The sequence below is a fragment of the Hymenobacter psychrophilus genome (genome assembly GCF_900107135.1).
GTDB lineage: Bacteria > Bacteroidota > Bacteroidia > Cytophagales > Hymenobacteraceae > Hymenobacter > Hymenobacter psychrophilus.
In genome coordinates this window covers 112,560-127,957 of the sequence record NZ_FNOV01000010.1, presented here as the reverse complement: position 1 = coordinate 127,957, position 15,398 = coordinate 112,560, and the positions used below count along the sequence as shown (strand labels likewise).

Here is a 15,398-nt window from a genome sequence, read left to right as displayed (position 1 = left end):
GCGCCATGTCACCCGGAACCCTTCCCCAACCCGCCGCTGCCCCCGCCCCCCGCAATGCCGAGGTAGTGCTGACGCTGGAGCACATCAGCAAGTCGTTTGGCGACAACCACGTGCTGCGGGATTTTTCGTTGGAGCTGCACCGAGGCGAAAACGTGGTGGTGCTGGGCAAGTCGGGCTCGGGTAAGTCGGTGCTGGTGAAGTGCATGATTGGCCTGTTGCGGCCCGATGCCGGCCGTATCACGGTGCTGGGGCAGGATATCAGCACCCTCGACCACGAGGAAATGGACCAGCTGCGGGCCCGGCTGGGCTTCCTGTTCCAAAGCAACGCCCTCTACGACTCGATGACGGTGCGCGAGAACCTGGTGTTTCCGCTGCGCCGGCAGTGGCTGGCCGACCGCCGGGACCAGGAAGCCGACCTGGTGCAGCAGGCCCTGGAAGACGTGGGCCTGGCCGACACGGCTAATAAGCTGCCGGCCGAGCTATCGGGTGGGCAGCGCAAGCGCATTGCCCTGGCTCGCACGCTCATCCTGCAACCCGAAATCATCCTCTACGACGAGCCCACCACCGGCCTCGACCCCATCACGGCCCGCGAAATCAGCGCCCTCATCCGGCAGGTACAGCAGAAATATAACACGGCCGCCTTCATCATTTCCCACGACATGGACAGCGTGCGCCTCGTGGCCGACCGGGTGGCCCTGCTGGCGGAAGGCGGCTGTTACGCCCAAGGCACCTACGAGGAGCTGGCCCGGCACGAGGACCCGAGAGTACACGATTTTTTTACTTGATAATGAGTGGTTTAAATGATAAAGAACGGTGTCATGCTGAGCGAAGCGGAGCGTAGTCGAAGCATCTCTACCGCTTCGTTGTGGTGCTAATTAGCCGACAGGATTACTACTGCGGTAGAGATGCTTCGCCTTTGCTCAGCTTCGCTCAGCATGACCGTTCTTTTATCCTGCTACCTCTACTATCCCCCCCTTCAATCCCCCTTCGCCATGCCGAATAACTCCACCAGCAATCAAGTGCGCCTCGGCCTGTTCGTCGTGGTGGGAGTGGGCTGCTTGCTGGTGGTCCTCTACTTGCTGGGTCGCCAGCAGAATCTGTTTCAGAGCAGCGTGCCGGTGCAGGCCGATTTTCGCAACGTGTCGGGCCTGCTGAAGGGCAACAATGTGCGGCTGGGCGGCATTACGGTGGGCACAGTGAAGGACATCACCATCCTCAACGACACGACGGTGCGCGTGCAGATGAACCTCAACCAGGACGTGCAGCGCTTCGTGCGCCGCAACGCGGTGGCCAGCATCGGCACCGACGGGCTGGTGGGCAACACCATCATCAACCTCACGGCCGGCCCCGGTGCGGCCCCGGCCGTGCAGGCGGGCGACGTGCTGCCCACCAGCGAGCAGGCCAGCCTAGACGCCATGCTGGCCACGCTCAACATCTCCAACCAAAACCTGGTGGGCATCACCAGCGGCCTGCGCCAGGTAACCGACAAGCTCAACAACAGCGAGGCTCTCTGGCAGCTGCTCAGCAACGAGCAGCTGCCGGCCGACGTACGCCGGAGCGCGCAAAACGCCGCCGCCGCCTCGGCCCAGCTCGCCGCCGCCGCAACTGATGTGCGCCAGCTTACGGCTGGGGTGCGCCGGGGCCAGGGGCCGCTGGGCTACCTGCTCACCGACGACGCCTTCGCCAACCAAATCGGGCATGCCGCCCGGCAGCTGGCCGGCACTTCCGACACGCTGGCCGTTACCCTCAACGGCCTGCAACGCCAGCTGCAACGCGGCGGCGGCCCGGTCCAGACGCTGCTCACCGATACCACTGCCGCCCGCCAGCTTCGCCAGACCCTGCGCAACACGGCCCAGAGCACGGCCAAGCTCAACGAAAGCATGACGGCCCTGCAACACAACTTCCTGCTGCGCGGTTACTTCCGCCGCCAGGCCCGCGAGGAAGCCCGCCTGGCGGCCTGCGCAGCGGCCCGCCGGGCCCGCGACAGTGCCCGGCTGCGGGAGTGAGCCAATCAGGAAGTGCACGAAAACCCAAATGTCGGACCGGGCCGCTTTCAGCTAGAAGGTAGTGCGTGCTACTGCCCGGTAGCTACCTTCTAAAAGGTCATTTCCGGCCCCGTTTCTTCACTCGTAAATTCTCGCCGTCATGAAAAATGCCACTATGCTTACCGAAAACACCCGCGTTTCTGCCCGTCGTTTGGCGGTTCGCTATGGCGTGCTGGCTTTCGGCCTGATGCTGCTGTACTTTTTTGCCATCACCGCCCTGGGGCTGCAACGCTACAACGCGGCCCGCTTTGGCAGCCACGCATTCACGGTGCTGGCGACTTTTCTGGCCATCCGGGCATACAAAGTCCAAATGCCCGCAACGGCTCCCTACCTGCCTGGGCTGGGGGTGGGCTTTCTGGTGGGGCTGGTGGGCTCGACACTGTATGCTGCTGCTATTTTTTTGTACGCCAACGTGTTCAGCTCGGCTTATGCCATCGAGCTGCGTCAGCAGACGTACTTTGGTGAGGCGCTGGGTTCGGCGCTGCTGGCCGGCTCCATTATCGTGCTTGGGGTGGTGCTCGGCAGCCTGACGGGCTACACCCTGATGATGTCCAATGGTCCCTATCCCCGGCCCACCGACGGCAAAAGCAGCAACGCTTGAGTTTCAGCCAGCCATTCGCAGCCGATTAGGGCGGGGCGGCTTTGGCCAGCTTGCGCAGCAACTGGGCGGCCATGCGGGCACTTTCGGGCAGGCCCTGCTGCCGCCACAACTCGGTGCCATCGCGTAGCAGCGGGTCTGCCTGGCGGCCTGCGAAGCCGCCCGCCAGGCAGACCCGCGACAGCGCCCGGCTGCGGAAGTAGCGGGTGGTGGGTGGTTAGGTTGTCCTCCGGCGTGGCGCCTCACCCCCGGCCTCTTCCTAGAGGTGATACTCGTTGCGAAATAAATAGTGACAGCAGTGTAGAGACACAACATTTTGTGTCTCTACAACTAGCACAGCTGCCTGGCTTTTGCAAACCACTTCGCGATGAGTATAGCAGTTCTGCCCCATATGGCAGCGCCTGGCTTCGCGGCAGCCCCCCCCTGCGGCAGCCAATGGCCCTCACTACGCACGGACTTCCACTGCCGCTTGGGCTGGGGCGAGGGGGCCAGGGGCGGACATAGCTCAACCGTAGTTCTCAGTCCGGCCGTAGCACTGAAAGTGACGCGCTGCACCAAGACACGAGGCTAATTGCAAGATTTTTAGAATGTTATAGTTGAGTTTGGCAGAAAATCAGTGCTACCTTAAGGCCAGAAGGCCGGCGCCGGCCTGGCAACGCGCCGCTGAACGCCCAACATTTCCCGGCAGCATCCACCACAAGCAAGTCCTATGAAGTACGACACCTCTACGCTAAAAGGCGATTTATCGGGCGGGCTGGTCGCCGGCATTATTGCCCTGCCGCTGGCCCTGGCCTTCGGGGTGCAGTCGGGGATGGGGGCGGCGGCGGGGCTCTACGGGGCCATTGTGCTGGGGGTGCTGGCCGCGGCGCTGGGCGGCACGCCCACCCAGGCCTCCGGCCCCACCGGCCCCATGACGGTGGTGTCGGCCTCCATCGTGGCGCTGGCCATCGAGCGCACGGGCAGCCTGCCCGGTGGCCTGGGCATCATCCTGCTGGCCTTCCTGGCGGGCGGCGTTTTTCAGGTTGTTTTTGGGCTGCTGGGCGTTGGCAAGTACGTTAAGTACTTCCCTTATCCGGTGGTTTCGGGCTTTATGAGTGGGGTCGGCCTGATTATCGTCGCGCTGCAAATCTGGCCGTTTCTGGGGTCCGCGTCCCCCAAAACGACGTTGCAGGTCTTTACCCGCATCGCCGAGCCGCTGGGCAGCCTCAACTGGAGCGCCGTGCTGCTGGGCCTCACGACGGTCGGCATCTATTACCTTTTCCCGCGCATTACCAAAGCGGTGCCGGCGGTGCTGGTGGCGCTGCTGGCCGGGGTGGCCATTGCTACCGTCGCCAACCTTCAGGTCCCCACCATCGGCGATATTCCCACCGGCATCCCGGCCCTGCAAATCGGCCGCATTTTCAGCGTCGCCCCCGAGCATTTCCCCATCATTATCGAGTTCGGCCTGACGCTGGCTTTGCTGGGCTCCATCGATTCGCTGCTCACATCGGTTATTGCCGACAACATCACCAAAACCAAGCACGACAGCCGGCGCGAGCTAATCGGGCAGGGCATTGGCAACGCCGTGGCCGCGCTTTTCGGCGGCGTACCGGGCGCGGGGGCTACCAAGGGCACCGTGGTCAACATCAACGCCGGCGGCACCACCCGGCTCTCGGGCGTGGTGCACGGGCTGTTTCTGCTGGCGGTGCTGCTGGGGCTGGGGCGTTTTGCCTCCTACATCCCGCTGAGCGTACTGGCGGGCCTGCTTATTCCCGTCGGGCTGGCCATTATCGACTACAAGGGCCTGAAGCACCTGCGGCACGTGCCCCGCGCCGATGCCGTGGTGCTGGTGCTGGTGCTGGGCATGACGGTGTTCGGCAACCTGATTTACGCGGTCGGGCTGGGTGTGGTGCTGGCCTGCGTGCTGTTTATGAAGAAAGCGGGCGACCTGATGGAAGCCAACACGTCGGTGGCGGCCCTGGAGGACACGCCCTGGAACGATGAGCTGGAGCTTACCCAAACCTACCCCGATAAGGTCTATATCAAGCATGTGTACGGGCCGCTGTTTTTTGGCGCTACCGCCGGCTTCCAGGACTTAGCGGCGGCCCTGGCCCAGGACACCCGCACGCTCATCATCCGCCTGGAGCGGGTGCCCTACATGGACCAGTCGGGGCTGTATGCCCTGGAAAACGTGCTGCTCGATTTGCAGAATAAAGGGGCCCGCGTGCTGCTGACCGGCGTGCACGAGCAGCCGCTCAACATGCTACGCGGCATCAAGCTGGTGCCCGGCCTGGTGCCCGAGGCCCACCTGTTCACCGATATGCAACAGTGCACCGAGTGGCTGAAGCAGCACCGCGAGTAAGGCAAAATCATTCGAGCGCGTGGTAGGTGCTTAGGTTGCGTTGCGTCGTCGCCCTCCACAGCACCCCACCCCCTAGCCCCCTCCCCTCTGGGAGAGGGGGAAATAACTCTTAGTTTTCTAAATCTAGAGAAAGAGTCTAGACTCTAGTTCCCCCTCTCCCGGAGGGGAGGGGGCTAGGGGGTGGGGTGCTGTATAGGGCGACTCAAACGGCCGGCGGCACCACCTCCGTCAGCTTGCTCAGCAGTAGGGCGGCCATCGGTTCGCCTTCGGGCAGGCCCTGCTGCCGCCACAACTCCTCGCCGTCGCGCAGTAGCACGAAGGCGGGTACCCCCCGCCCGTCGAAGGCCTGCACCACGGCGGGATGGGTACCCTCGTCCACCTTCAGCACCCGAATGGCGGCGCCCAGCTCCAGCTGCAAATTTCGCAGCAACTGATTGGTATTCGAGCGCGCGAGCGGGGTGGCCTCCAGGGCCCCGGGGCCCACGGTGGGCAGCAGCACGAGCAGCATGGCCGGGTGGGCGGGCAGTAGCGGAAGAATGGTAAAGGGGAACATGAACCGGGGGAAAAGGTAGCTCCTCCGTAGCGGAGAGGTAAGCTCGACAGAATAAGTGCGAGTAAACTTACCGGAAGCCCCTGTTACTCCGTATGATGCATATCAGGGCGCGGGGTTGATGTTTGTCAAGTCCGGCCGTATTGGGGCCGCGCGGCCCTGCTGCCCCTCGGGGCCTTCGCGCGGTCAGCTCGTTACCAACTTTATGCTTCCGGTTGCTTACACTGCTGTTCTAGCCGAGTTACTCTACGCCCACTCCGACGAAATGGCGGGGGTGTACGACCTCCAGCTGGGCTGGTTCACGCATGTCAACCCGGCCGGGGTGCGGCTGCTGGGCTACCCTTCCGAAGTCGCCTTTCTGGCCGACCCCAACCACTCACTGCGCGTACCGCCCTGGACGCCCGCGCAATGGCAGCAGCTGTGTGAGCAAACCCGACGCGAAGGCCACCACGAGCTCGAAGCCGATATCTGCCGTCACGTGGGTGAGCCGTTCCGGGCCTACGTGAGGCTGACGTATTTCGAAGTAGATGGCCGGGCGCTGCTGCTGGTTACTATCGCCGAGCATAACCGTTTGCAACGGGCCGAGCGGGCCCTGGCCCACAGCGTGCGCCGCTTCGAGGCCGTGTTTACCAACGCCACGCTGGGCATCATCGTCTGCGACCGGCCGGGGCGCATGGTGTCGGCCAACGCGCGGGCCGGGCAGCTGTTTGGCTACGCGCCGGCCGAGCTGCTGGGCCAGCCCATTGAGGTGCTGGTGCCCGATGCCGCCGGCCGCCACCACGCCGGGCTGCGCGCGTCCTACAACGCCAACCCCCAGGTGCGCGATATGGGCCACGGTCGCCCGCTTTCGGGCCAGCGCCGCGACGGCACCGTGTTTCCGGTAGAAGCCAGCCTGAGCTATTTCTACCTTGATGAGGAGCTGTACGTGGTGGCCTACATTCTGGACCTGAGCGCCAAGCAGGCCGCCGAGCAGGAGCTGCACACCCAGCACCAGCGCGTGGCCCGCCTCAACGCCGAGCTGGAGCAGAAAGTAGTGGCCCGCACCAATGCGTTGCTGCTCACGCTGGAGCAGCTGGAAAAGCGCGGCGACGAGCTGGCCCTGGCCTTGCGGGCCGAGCAGGAGTTGGGCGAGCTCAAATCGCGCTTCGTGAGCATCGCCTCGCACGAGTTCCGCACCCCGCTCACGGCCGTGCTCACCTCGGCCGATTTAATCGAGGAGTTTCCCGAGGCCCAGCAGCAAACCCAGCGCCTGAAGTACGTGGCTCACATCCGCACTTCGGTGCAGCACCTGAACAACATCCTGGAAGAGTTCTTGTCGGTGGGCCGCATCGAGGAAGGCAAGCTGGCGGCCCACCCCGCCAACCTCAATCTCGACCACCTAGTGCGCGACACGGTGGCCGACATGCAGAGCCTGCTCAAAGCAGGCCAAACCATCGACTGGCAGACCGACTGCCCCGTGCCGGTGCGGCTGGACGCCTCGCTGCTGCGTAAAATTCTGATGAACCTGCTCTCCAACGCCCTCAAATACTCCGGTGAAAACTCGGTCGTCATGGTGCGGGCCGCCTGCCGGGGCCGGAAGCTGACGCTCATGGTGCAGGACCAGGGCGTGGGCATCTCCCTGGAAGACCAGGCCCACCTGTTTGAGCAGTTTTTCCGGGCTCCCAGCGTACTGAACGTACCTGGCACCGGGTTGGGGCTCTACATCATTGTCAAGTACCTGGAGCTGATGGGCGGCACCATAGACCTGCAAAGCGCGCCCGGCCAGGGCACTACCGTCACCATCGCGCTGCCGCTTGCTGTGCCCGATTAGGGGGTGAGCGGAGCATTTCGCCCTTCGTGGTGCGCCTCATGGGGCCTAGCAGCCACCACATCTAAACCCCTTCCTACCATGGACCTTATCCTGCTTATCGAAGACCACCAAATCATCCGCGAAAACACGGCCCAGCTGCTGGAGCTGGCCGGCTACACCGTGCAAACGGCCGAAAACGGCGAGCTGGGCGTAGAACTGGCCCTGGAAAACCGGCCCGACCTGGTGGTGTGCGACATTATGATGCCCGTGCTCGATGGCTACGGCGTACTCCAGATTTTCAACCAGCACCCCCAGCTGACCGGCGTGCCGTTCATCTTCCTCACGGCCAAAACCGACCAGGCCGACCGCCGACGCGGCATGGCCCTGGGGGCCGACGACTACCTGAGTAAGCCCTTCGAAAAAGCGGATTTGCTCAGCGCCGTCAGCGGCCGGCTTAGCCGCTTCCAGCACCTGCGGCCCGCGCCCGACCACAATGGGGAGCAGCTGCATATGCTGCTCGACGAGGCCCAGCAAACCGGCGACCTGGCCAGCCTCTCGCTGGACCGCAAGGCCCACCTGATTCGCCGCAAGCAGGATATTTACCTGGAGGGCGACGAGGCAATCCGGCTGTACTTCGTGCAGTCGGGCCGGGTGAAAACCGTGAAAACCACCGCCGGCGGCAAGGAGCTGATAGTGGGTTTGCACGGCCCCGGCGAGTTTTTTGGCTACCTGCCACTACTGCAACACACGCCCCACCGCGACTCGGCCATTGCCGTGGATGAGGCCGAGCTGCTCTACATCCCGAAGGACGACTTTATGGCCCTGCTGCTGCGCAACCCCGCCGTGGGCCAGCAGTTCGTGCAGCTGCTGGCGGGCCAGGTGAGCGGGCAGGCCGAACTGCTGCTGGCCCTGGCCTACAGCTCCATCCGCCGCCGCGTGGCCGACACGCTGGTGCAGCTGCACGAGCAGCAGGCGGGCACCGAGGCGGCCGACGCGGGCATTCAGTTCACCCGCGACGACATGGCGGCCATGGTGGGCACGGCCCCCGAGTCGCTGAGCCGTACCCTGAACGAGTTCAAGCACGACGGGCTGGTGGAGCTGACGCCCAACACCATTCGGGTGCTGGAACCCGAGAAGCTGCGCCAGGCGCACTGGTAGGCCGGGCGGGGCAAGGTGGCGGGCCCCGGCGGTTCATGGTTCAGTTGTAGGACTTACGCAGAACGGCTGTAGCGCGAAGCTTCCGCTTCGCGTATCGCAGAACGTAATCCGCTAGCAGTCAGCAACGATAAGCGAAGCAGAAGCTTCACGCTACAGCCGCATTGTGTAAGTTCTGCAGTTAACAAAGCTCATCCCGCAAGGATGAGCTTTGTCATATGAGCCAGGGCCGGGTCGACGTACTTTCGAGTAAGCCAATCAGCAGGTCAAGTAGCTGGCTATTTGCTAGATATAATTGCCCCAGTTGGGCAGCCCGTCGCACCCTCACCACCAAAAACCACCGCTATGAACTTACTGAACGCCGGGAAGGCCACCCTGCTGGCGCTGGCCGAGCAGGCTCACCCCCACTCACTCTCGATTTTCATTCCGACCCACCAACGGGGCCGGGCGGTGAACGAGGGGCAGGACCGGCTAGCTTTCAAAAACCACGTGCAAACTGCCCGGCTGGCGCTGGAAGCCCAGGACTTGCGTAGCAACGACATTGCCGACCTGCTGCAGCCGCTGGAAGATTTGCTGGCCGACCCGGAGTTTTGGCGCCACCAGCAGGCCGGACTGGCTGTATTCCGCAACCCCGACTACTTCGGCTTGTTCCATAGCCCACTACCGCTGCCCGACGCGCACCGGCTGGGCTCCCGGTTCTGGCTGGGGCCGCTGCTGCCGTTCGCCCAGCCGTTTGCCGAGTTTTATCTGCTGCAAATCAGCAAGCAGGAAGCGCGGCTGTACCGGGCCGATGCCGCCACCATTACGCCCGTCGACTTGGCCAACGTACTGCCGACCGGACTGGCCGACATAACCCAGGACGACGACTTTGAGCCGGAGCAGCCGGAATCTGCCTCGGATGGCAGGGGCCTGACTTCGGGCTACGCCAGCGACAATGCCGTGAGTAAGCGCCGGGAGAAAGACCATGTACTGGCCAATTATTTCCGGCTGCTAGACACGGCGGTAATCACCCAACTCGGGGTCGCGCAAACCGCGCCGCTGCTGCTGGCTTCGGTGGCTTACTTCCAGCCCATTTACCGGGAAGTGAACTCCTATACCCACCTGCACGAGGGTGGGCTGACGGGTAATTTCGACCACACTCCGGCCCCCGAGCTGCACGCGCTGGCCACCAGCCTGCTGGGCGGCGCGCTGGCCCACAACCAGCAGCAGCGCATGGCCGAGTACCAGAATGGCAGCGGTAGCGGCCTAATAGCGCCCAACACCCAACAGGTGCTGCAAGCCGCCGTCGCCGGCCGGGTCCAGGCCCTGTTCGTGCGGGCCGATATGGAAGTGTGGGGCCAGTTCGACGAAACCACTCTGACAACCACCATCCACGCCCAGCCGCAGCAGGACGATACGTCGCTGCTGGACCAGGCGGCCCTGCTCACGCTGCGCCACGGCGGCGAGGTGTACGTGCTCGACCACGACGCGCAGCTGCTGGCGCGCGCTGCCCCAGTGCCCCTGACGGCCCTGCTGCGCTATTAGCGCGGGCCGGCTGTCCTTACAGTTGCTTTCATCCAGGCTGATACGCCCCAAAGCCCTTCTGCCATGTCGAATTCCACCAGCATCCCCGGCGCCGGTCATTCCATACGGCCCCGCCAGGAAGCCCGCCTTCAGGGCAGTGCGGCCGGCAATAGCCTCCCGTCGGCCGCCTTTGAAGTCAGCCCTAATCAGGAAGCTTGGGCTAACCCGCTATTCCCCAGACAAGGCCTCATCATTCCGGCCGCTGACGCACCTCCGCAGCCGCCCCACCAGAACTTCGATAAGCCTGACCCGTCGGTCTTACACCGTTAGGCCCGTTTCAGGCAACGACAGCCAGTTAATCCAAACAGCTTCTAAAGCTATTGCTTGGAACCCAGCTTAGCGCTAATCGTCGCCCCGTTGTGGCCGCTCCCGCGGCAACCCAGTTTCACCCTCATTACCCCATTCATATGGCAACCATGACAACCATGACCACCGTTTCCGAAGTGTTGGACCGCCTGCAAAAGAAAGGTTACACCGTCGACCTCAATCTGCAAAAGGACTGCCTATACTGTCAAGGAAATTCCCTGCGGATTTCCCCAGAGGAATTTCTGGTAGATAAGCACTACCGCTTCGAGGGCATGTCGGACCCCGGCGACGCGGCCGTGATTTACGCCATTTCCTCGGAGCGGTACGGCGTGAAAGGCACGCTGGTGGACGGCTACGGCATTTCCAGCGAGGCCCTAAGCCCGGAGATGATTGAGGCCCTGCGCGAGAACCCGGCCTTCCCCGCTTCGCCCACTGAATCCACCGCCGGAAAGTAGAACCGGCCCATGCCACACCGCCCAGCCGGCCCCAGGGCCGCAACACCAGGACCTAGTATGGCACTGCCCTCTGCTGTGGAAGCTTCCTCTGCTACCGAAGCCCGGCCCACTACCGCCGCGGGGCCAGTGCCCGTTTACCTGGCTGGTTTAACGGCCAGAGAGCTAGCTTCGCTGCTGGTTACCCCGCCGGCACACTTGTCCGTGGACTGCCGGGGGCTGCCCGCGCCGCACCCGCGGGGCGTATGCCACTTCGTTTCGCAGCTGCGGGTACTGCGAAGCCGGGGAACGGGCATCGGCTGTGCCGGGTGCATCCGGTGCTGCAGCGCTGCTTGCACAGTTTGGCGCTGGCAACGGTGTTCAATTTAAACGGCTGAAGAGTTATCCGTTATCCTTTTCCTTCAATAACAAGTAATTACGTCAAACGCATACCCTATCTGATTTGGAGCAGGAGCGCACCCAGCCCAGTGCCTGGCGGGCCTGCCAACAGATGCTAACACGGGGCCAGCCGCCCGCCCGCCACCCGAATGCTTCAGCGGCGAGTGCCGGTTGGAGCGCCAGCAAGCGCGAGCAGTTACGCTAACCCAAAGGCCCCCATGTCTACCGCCCTCAGATACTCCGCCACCACCGGCGCTACTTTTTACGCCACCCTGCGCCAGCGGGTGGACGCTTATTTCGAGTCGCGGCAGCTTTCGCGGCACGCCAACGGGCGCATATGGGCCAAAACGAGCTTCTTTCTGGCGAGTTTCGTGGTCCTTTACGGCCGTTTCGTTTAGCCCGGTCGGGCCGGGCACCCGGCTGGTACTGGCCGGGCTGCTGGGCGCGTGCAATGCCGGCATCGGCTTTAATATCTGCCACGATGCTCTCCACGGGTCCTTCTCGGCCAATAAGCGGGTTAACCGGGTATTCAGCCTGCTGTTCAACCTGGTAGGGGCCAACCCTTACGTGTGGAACCTGACCCACAACGTGGTGCACCACACTACACCAACATTCCCGGCCACGACGAGGACATTGAGGTAGCTCCGGGCCTGATTCGCCTGGCGCCCGACGACGCGTGGCGGCCGTGGCAGCGCTTCCAGCACCTGTACGCCTTCCCGCTCTACGGGCTGGCGTCGCTGTCGTGGATTTTCCGCAAGGACTACGTGAAGTTCTTCCAGGCCAAAATTGGGCAGCACGCGGCTCGGCACCCGCGCCGCGAGTATTTCAACCTGTTCTTCTACAAGGCCCTGTACTACCTGTTCTTCATTGCCCTGCCCTTACTAGTAGTGCCGCTGCCTTGGGGCCAGGTGCTGCTCGGCTTTGTGGTGCTGCACCTGGTAGAGGGCGTGGTGATGGGCCTGGTTTTTCAGCCCGCGCACGTGGTGGAGGGCACCAGCTTCCCGGCCCCCGACGGCAGCGGCGCGATGCAGGAGGCGTGGGGCCGTACACCAGTTGCAAACGACGGCCAACTTCGCGCCCCACAGCGGGCCGGCCAGCTTTTTTTTGCGGGGGGCTGAACCGCCAGATTGAGCACCACCTGTTTCCCCGCGTCTGCCACATACATTACCCGGCCCTGGCCCCCATCGTGCGCCAAACGGCCCGCGAGTTCGGGTTGCCCTACCTGGAAAATCCCACCTTTGGGGCCGCTCTCCGCTCGCACTACCGCCTGCTGCGCCGCCTAAGCAGCCCGCCCGTGGCCGCAAAGCCGGCGCGGCGACTGGCGGTGCACGCGTAGGTGCGGCTCAGGTTTTCCATAAATGCAGGTACTGTCTGCGCCTTTCTATACTCGGTTGCTATGGCAACTCCCTCCTCCCCCCAAATTGGCCGGCTCCGTCGGGATATTGTTGTCCTCGGGGCGTCGGCTGGAGGCGTGCTGGCGCTGCTGGCGCTGCTGGCGCTGGCCAAAACACTTCCGGCGGATTTTGCGGCCCCCATTTTCATAGTGCTACATGTGGCGCCGAATTTGCCCAGCCTCATGCCCGAGCTGCTGAACGCGGTGTCAGCGCTGCCCGCCCGGCACCCGCACAACGGGGAAGTAGTGCGTCCGGGCGTCATCTACCTGGCCCCGCCCGACCACCATTTGCTGCTGGAAGACGACCGGGTGCTGGTGACGCGCGGTTCCAAGGAAAACCGCCTCCGGCCCTCCATTGATGCGCTGTTCCGCTCGGCGGCCTGCACTTACGGGCCCCGGGTGCTAGGCGTGTTGCTCACCGGCTACCTCGACGACGGTGCCTCCGGGCTGTAGAGCGTGCAACGCCTGGGCAGGCTGGCCATCGTGCAGGACCCCGCCGACGCCGAGGACCCCGCCATGCCCACCAGTACGCTCGAATTCGTGACGGCCGACTTCGTGGTGTCCCTGGCTCAGCTCGGAGCCTTGCTCGTACGTTTGACCCGGGAGCCGGCCCCGGCCAAAACGCACATGCCCGCCGCCCAGCGGAAGCTTCTGTAGAAGTATTAGCCGCGACTGGATTGGGGCCCGCAACTCCATCAATTGCAACATGGGCCGGCAGCTGGCGCTGGAAGTGCTCTTGCAGTATCCGGTTGATTTTCGCGCGCGTCAGGGCTTTTGCAGCAGGCCAATATGGGGCAGCTCTTGCAGCCGCGCCAAGTCGCGCGGGTGCACGGAAGAAGTCAGGACAACCACTTGCATGGGGGGCGTGGGGGGCTCCGGCTGGTAGGCGGCCAGAAAGTCGATGCCCCCCATCACGGGCATGCTGATATCGAGCAGCACCAGCACCGGGCAGTAGCCGCGGGGGGCGTGGGGCAGTGCTGGGCCAGCAAGGAAAGCGCCTGCTGGCCGTTGCGAGCTACCAGCACATGGTCGGTCACGCCGGGGCTTTGGAGCAGGTGGGCATTGAGGAAATTGGTCGTCTCGTCGTCATCGACCAACAGGATACGGCAAAGCTTGCGCATAGGAGTGGGAAGAACGGCGGAAACCGGGAAAGTAGCTCTTATCCGGCCGGGGCTGTACCGGCGTGGCCTGCGCGGGGCAGCGTGACGGTAAACGTAGAGCCCGCGCCGGCCTGGCTTTGCACGCCGATGGTGCCGCCGGTGTTTTCCACGAGCCGCTTCACCATGTACAGGCCCAGGCCGGAACCCTCCACATGGTCGTGCAGGCGGCGGAACAGGCCGAACAGCTGGCCCTGCTGGTCCGGGGTCAGGCCCAGACCGTTGTCTTCCACTTCCAGCACCACCAGCGCGTCGGTGCTGCGGCAGCGTAGCTGCACGTGGGGCAGCCGGCCAGGGTGGCAGTACTTGATGGCGTTGCTAAGCAGGTTGTACACGATGCTGCGCAGGTGCCGGGGGGCAAACGACACCTGGGGGCAGGCCGCCACGTCGAGCGTCAGCCGGGTGCCGGTGGTGGCCAGCAGCGAAGTCAGGTCCAGGCGCAGGTCTTCGACTAGCACGGCCAGGTCCACCACTTCGGCGGGTTGGGCCTGGGCCGCCTGAAGCCGTGCCACATCGGTGAGTTGGGCAATAGTGAGCTGAAACCGCTCCACGGCTCCCTGCATGTGGTCGAGCAGGGGCTGCACCACGCCCGCTTGGCGGACTTCAGCGGGTAGCTCCTCCTGTAGGGCCAGTAGCAGCCCTTCGATGTTGGAAACCGGCGTTTTCAGGTCGTGGGAGGCGGTGTAGATGAACGTGTCGAGGTCGACGTTGGTGCGGGTGAGCTCCTGGTTACTGGCTGTCAGCTCCCCGGTTCGCTGCTGCACGCGGGTTTCCAGTTCCTGGTTGAGCCGCTCGGCCTGCTGGCGGGCACACACCTGCTCGGTAACGTTGTAGGAAAAGTCCAGCAGCCCGTCGATGCGGCCGTGCGGGTCGCGCAGCGGATGCAGGTAGAAGTTGAGAAACACCTGCTCGGGCTGGCCATTTCCCTGGAAGTCAAACCAGCCTTCCATCTCGTGGGCGTGGTAGGGCTCGCCCGTCTGGTACACCCGGTCAAACAGGGCTACTACCCCCAACTCGCTAGCCTCGGGCGTGCCTTCGCGGAAGGGCCGGCCAATAAAGGAACGGTGCGGAAACAGGCTCTGGTAGGGCAGGTTGACGAGCTGGTAAATGTGGTTGGGGCCGTGGTAAACGGCCACGTAGGCGGGCAGCTGCATGAGGACCTCGTAGAAGCGCTGGCGCTGGGCTTCGGCCTCGGCGCGGGCGGCCTGCTCGGCGGCCTGGCTTTCGCGCAGGGCCTCTTCCACTGGTGAGCGGGGCTGGTCAGCCGTGTCGGTAAAGCTCACCAGCAGGCCCGCTCCGGCGCGGCGGGCGGCCAGGCGGTAGTAGTTGTCGTAGCCGTCGGCCTGGTAGTTGATGTTAAATTCCCGGGGCTCGCCGGACTCGTAGGCATCAACGTGGAAGGCAAAAGTGCCGTGGGCAATGCTTTGGGGCCATTGCTGGTTGTGCGTTACGGTGGGCACCTCGGGCATGCTCATCATGCGCTGGGCAGCGGGGTTGAGGTATTCGAAGGTGAAGTCAACAATTTCGCCGGAGCGAGTGTGGTTATAGCGGGGCGAATAGAGAATGACGCCCGTGAGCGAGACGGCCAGCAACTCCCGCAGCAGTACGGCATCAGAGGCAAGGGCGGCGGCGGCAGGAAGCATGGGCAAATCAGTAGAATGGGACATTAAA

Annotated in this window: 18 protein-coding genes and 1 pseudogene; 15 read left to right on the top strand and 4 right to left on the bottom strand. The window is 63.8% G+C overall.

Annotated elements, in window-relative coordinates:
- Positions 1 to 5 precede the first annotated feature (5 nt).
- The 4 genes from BLW21_RS15585 to BLW21_RS15570 all read left to right on the top strand — a co-directional run bounded on the left by BLW21_RS15585 (position 6) and on the right by BLW21_RS15570 (position 4,984).
- On the top strand, positions 6 to 785 hold the full coding sequence (locus BLW21_RS15585; RefSeq protein ID WP_092741700.1) for an ABC transporter ATP-binding protein: 780 nt from the start codon (positions 6 to 8) through the stop codon (positions 783 to 785).
- A gap of 207 nt (positions 786 to 992) precedes the next feature.
- Complete coding sequence (locus tag BLW21_RS15580; RefSeq protein WP_175471000.1) at positions 993 to 2,006, top strand: MlaD family protein; 1,014 nt, start codon at positions 993 to 995, stop codon at positions 2,004 to 2,006.
- A gap of 139 nt (positions 2,007 to 2,145) precedes the next feature.
- Positions 2,146 to 2,646 carry a DUF4199 domain-containing protein gene (locus tag BLW21_RS15575; protein ID WP_092741696.1) on the top strand — a complete coding sequence of 167 codons (501 nt, stop codon included), beginning with the start codon at positions 2,146 to 2,148 and terminating at the stop codon, positions 2,644 to 2,646.
- Between the two features lie 706 nt (positions 2,647 to 3,352).
- Complete coding sequence (locus BLW21_RS15570) at positions 3,353 to 4,984, top strand: SulP family inorganic anion transporter (RefSeq protein ID WP_092741694.1); 1,632 nt, start codon at positions 3,353 to 3,355, stop codon at positions 4,982 to 4,984.
- 202 nt (positions 4,985 to 5,186) lie between these two features.
- Here the strand turns inward: BLW21_RS15570 and BLW21_RS15565 are convergent, their stop codons facing one another.
- Positions 5,187 to 5,537: a thioredoxin family protein gene (locus BLW21_RS15565; RefSeq protein ID WP_092741693.1), complete on the bottom strand. Its 351-nt coding sequence runs from the start codon at positions 5,535 to 5,537 to the stop codon at positions 5,187 to 5,189.
- Between the two features lie 202 nt (positions 5,538 to 5,739).
- Here BLW21_RS15565 and BLW21_RS15560 point away from each other — a divergent pair, with 202 nt between their 5' ends.
- The 11 genes and pseudogenes from BLW21_RS15560 (at position 5,740) to BLW21_RS15530 (ending at position 13,227) form a co-directional block, all read left to right on the top strand.
- A complete protein-coding gene (locus tag BLW21_RS15560; protein ID WP_092741853.1) occupies positions 5,740 to 7,344 on the top strand; it encodes a sensor histidine kinase in 1,605 nt (534 codons plus the stop codon).
- A 78-nt stretch (positions 7,345 to 7,422) separates the two neighbouring features.
- The gene (locus tag BLW21_RS15555; protein WP_092741691.1) at positions 7,423 to 8,481 is read left to right on the top strand and encodes a response regulator; all 1,059 of its coding nucleotides are present in this window, start codon (positions 7,423 to 7,425) and stop codon (positions 8,479 to 8,481) included.
- A 342-nt stretch (positions 8,482 to 8,823) separates the two neighbouring features.
- Positions 8,824 to 10,002 (top strand): baeRF3 domain-containing protein, encoded by a 1,179-nt coding sequence (locus tag BLW21_RS15550; RefSeq protein ID WP_175470999.1) that lies wholly within the window; start codon positions 8,824 to 8,826, stop codon positions 10,000 to 10,002.
- 446 nt (positions 10,003 to 10,448) lie between these two features.
- The gene (locus tag BLW21_RS15545; protein WP_245711920.1) at positions 10,449 to 10,802 is read left to right on the top strand and encodes a phosphoribosylpyrophosphate synthetase; all 354 of its coding nucleotides are present in this window, start codon (positions 10,449 to 10,451) and stop codon (positions 10,800 to 10,802) included.
- Between the two features lie 593 nt (positions 10,803 to 11,395).
- On the top strand, positions 11,396 to 11,575 hold the full coding sequence (locus tag BLW21_RS22090; RefSeq protein ID WP_317040241.1) for a hypothetical protein: 180 nt from the start codon (positions 11,396 to 11,398) through the stop codon (positions 11,573 to 11,575).
- 22 nt (positions 11,576 to 11,597) lie between these two features.
- Positions 11,598 to 11,819 carry a fatty acid desaturase gene (locus BLW21_RS22085; RefSeq protein ID WP_317040239.1) on the top strand — a complete coding sequence of 74 codons (222 nt, stop codon included), beginning with the start codon at positions 11,598 to 11,600 and terminating at the stop codon, positions 11,817 to 11,819.
- Complete coding sequence (locus tag BLW21_RS22080) at positions 11,747 to 12,295, top strand: fatty acid desaturase family protein (protein ID WP_317040238.1); 549 nt, start codon at positions 11,747 to 11,749, stop codon at positions 12,293 to 12,295. Before BLW21_RS22085 ends, BLW21_RS22080 begins: the two co-directional genes overlap by 73 nt.
- Positions 12,292 to 12,345 (top strand): annotated as a pseudogene (locus BLW21_RS22075) (hypothetical protein); the annotation flags it as partial. The gene BLW21_RS22080 and the pseudogene BLW21_RS22075, both read left to right, overlap by 4 nt.
- 18 nt (positions 12,346 to 12,363) lie before the next feature.
- A complete protein-coding gene (locus BLW21_RS22070) occupies positions 12,364 to 12,513 on the top strand; it encodes a hypothetical protein (protein ID WP_317040240.1) in 150 nt (49 codons plus the stop codon).
- Between the two features lie 60 nt (positions 12,514 to 12,573).
- Complete coding sequence (locus BLW21_RS15535) at positions 12,574 to 13,023, top strand: chemotaxis protein CheB (protein ID WP_092741687.1); 450 nt, start codon at positions 12,574 to 12,576, stop codon at positions 13,021 to 13,023.
- Positions 13,024 to 13,026: 3 nt separating this feature from the next.
- Entirely contained in the window at positions 13,027 to 13,227 is a 201-nt protein-coding gene (locus BLW21_RS15530) for a hypothetical protein (RefSeq protein ID WP_092741685.1), read from the top strand.
- A gap of 108 nt (positions 13,228 to 13,335) precedes the next feature.
- On the opposite strand, the gene BLW21_RS15525 is transcribed toward BLW21_RS15530, so the two are convergent.
- From BLW21_RS15525 to BLW21_RS15520, 3 genes are read right to left on the bottom strand one after another with little or no spacing between them, the layout of a single operon-like run.
- The gene (locus BLW21_RS15525) at positions 13,336 to 13,491 is read right to left on the bottom strand and encodes a response regulator (protein WP_175470998.1); all 156 of its coding nucleotides are present in this window, start codon (positions 13,489 to 13,491) and stop codon (positions 13,336 to 13,338) included.
- Entirely contained in the window at positions 13,482 to 13,691 is a 210-nt protein-coding gene (locus BLW21_RS21235) for a response regulator (RefSeq protein ID WP_139255242.1), read from the bottom strand. Before BLW21_RS21235 ends, BLW21_RS15525 begins: the two co-directional genes overlap by 10 nt.
- 38 nt (positions 13,692 to 13,729) lie before the next feature.
- Positions 13,730 to 15,394, bottom strand: coding sequence for a sensor histidine kinase (locus BLW21_RS15520; protein ID WP_092741681.1), 1,665 nt, complete (start codon positions 15,392 to 15,394; stop codon positions 13,730 to 13,732).
- Between the last annotated feature and the right edge of the window lie 4 nt (positions 15,395 to 15,398).

Coding starts and splice junctions, on each gene's coding strand:
- BLW21_RS15550 (WP_175470999.1), top strand. CDS start 8,824: ATGAACTTACTGAACGCCGGGAAGGCCACCCTGCTGGCGCTGGCCGAG.
- BLW21_RS15560 (WP_092741853.1), top strand. CDS start 5,740: ATGCTTCCGGTTGCTTACACTGCTGTTCTAGCCGAGTTACTCTACGCC.
- BLW21_RS15535 (WP_092741687.1), top strand. CDS start 12,574: ATGGCAACTCCCTCCTCCCCCCAAATTGGCCGGCTCCGTCGGGATATT.
- BLW21_RS15565 (WP_092741693.1), bottom strand. CDS start 5,537: ATGTTCCCCTTTACCATTCTTCCGCTACTGCCCGCCCACCCGGCCATG.
- BLW21_RS15585 (WP_092741700.1), top strand. CDS start 6: ATGTCACCCGGAACCCTTCCCCAACCCGCCGCTGCCCCCGCCCCCCGC.
- BLW21_RS15580 (WP_175471000.1), top strand. CDS start 993: ATGCCGAATAACTCCACCAGCAATCAAGTGCGCCTCGGCCTGTTCGTC.
- BLW21_RS15525 (WP_175470998.1), bottom strand. CDS start 13,491: ATGCCCGTGATGGGGGGCATCGACTTTCTGGCCGCCTACCAGCCGGAG.
- BLW21_RS15520 (WP_092741681.1), bottom strand. CDS start 15,394: ATGTCCCATTCTACTGATTTGCCCATGCTTCCTGCCGCCGCCGCCCTT.
- BLW21_RS22090 (WP_317040241.1), top strand. CDS start 11,396: ATGTCTACCGCCCTCAGATACTCCGCCACCACCGGCGCTACTTTTTAC.
- BLW21_RS21235 (WP_139255242.1), bottom strand. CDS start 13,691: ATGCGCAAGCTTTGCCGTATCCTGTTGGTCGATGACGACGAGACGACC.
- BLW21_RS15555 (WP_092741691.1), top strand. CDS start 7,423: ATGGACCTTATCCTGCTTATCGAAGACCACCAAATCATCCGCGAAAAC.
- BLW21_RS15545 (WP_245711920.1), top strand. CDS start 10,449: ATGGCAACCATGACAACCATGACCACCGTTTCCGAAGTGTTGGACCGC.
- BLW21_RS15575 (WP_092741696.1), top strand. CDS start 2,146: ATGAAAAATGCCACTATGCTTACCGAAAACACCCGCGTTTCTGCCCGT.
- BLW21_RS15570 (WP_092741694.1), top strand. CDS start 3,353: ATGAAGTACGACACCTCTACGCTAAAAGGCGATTTATCGGGCGGGCTG.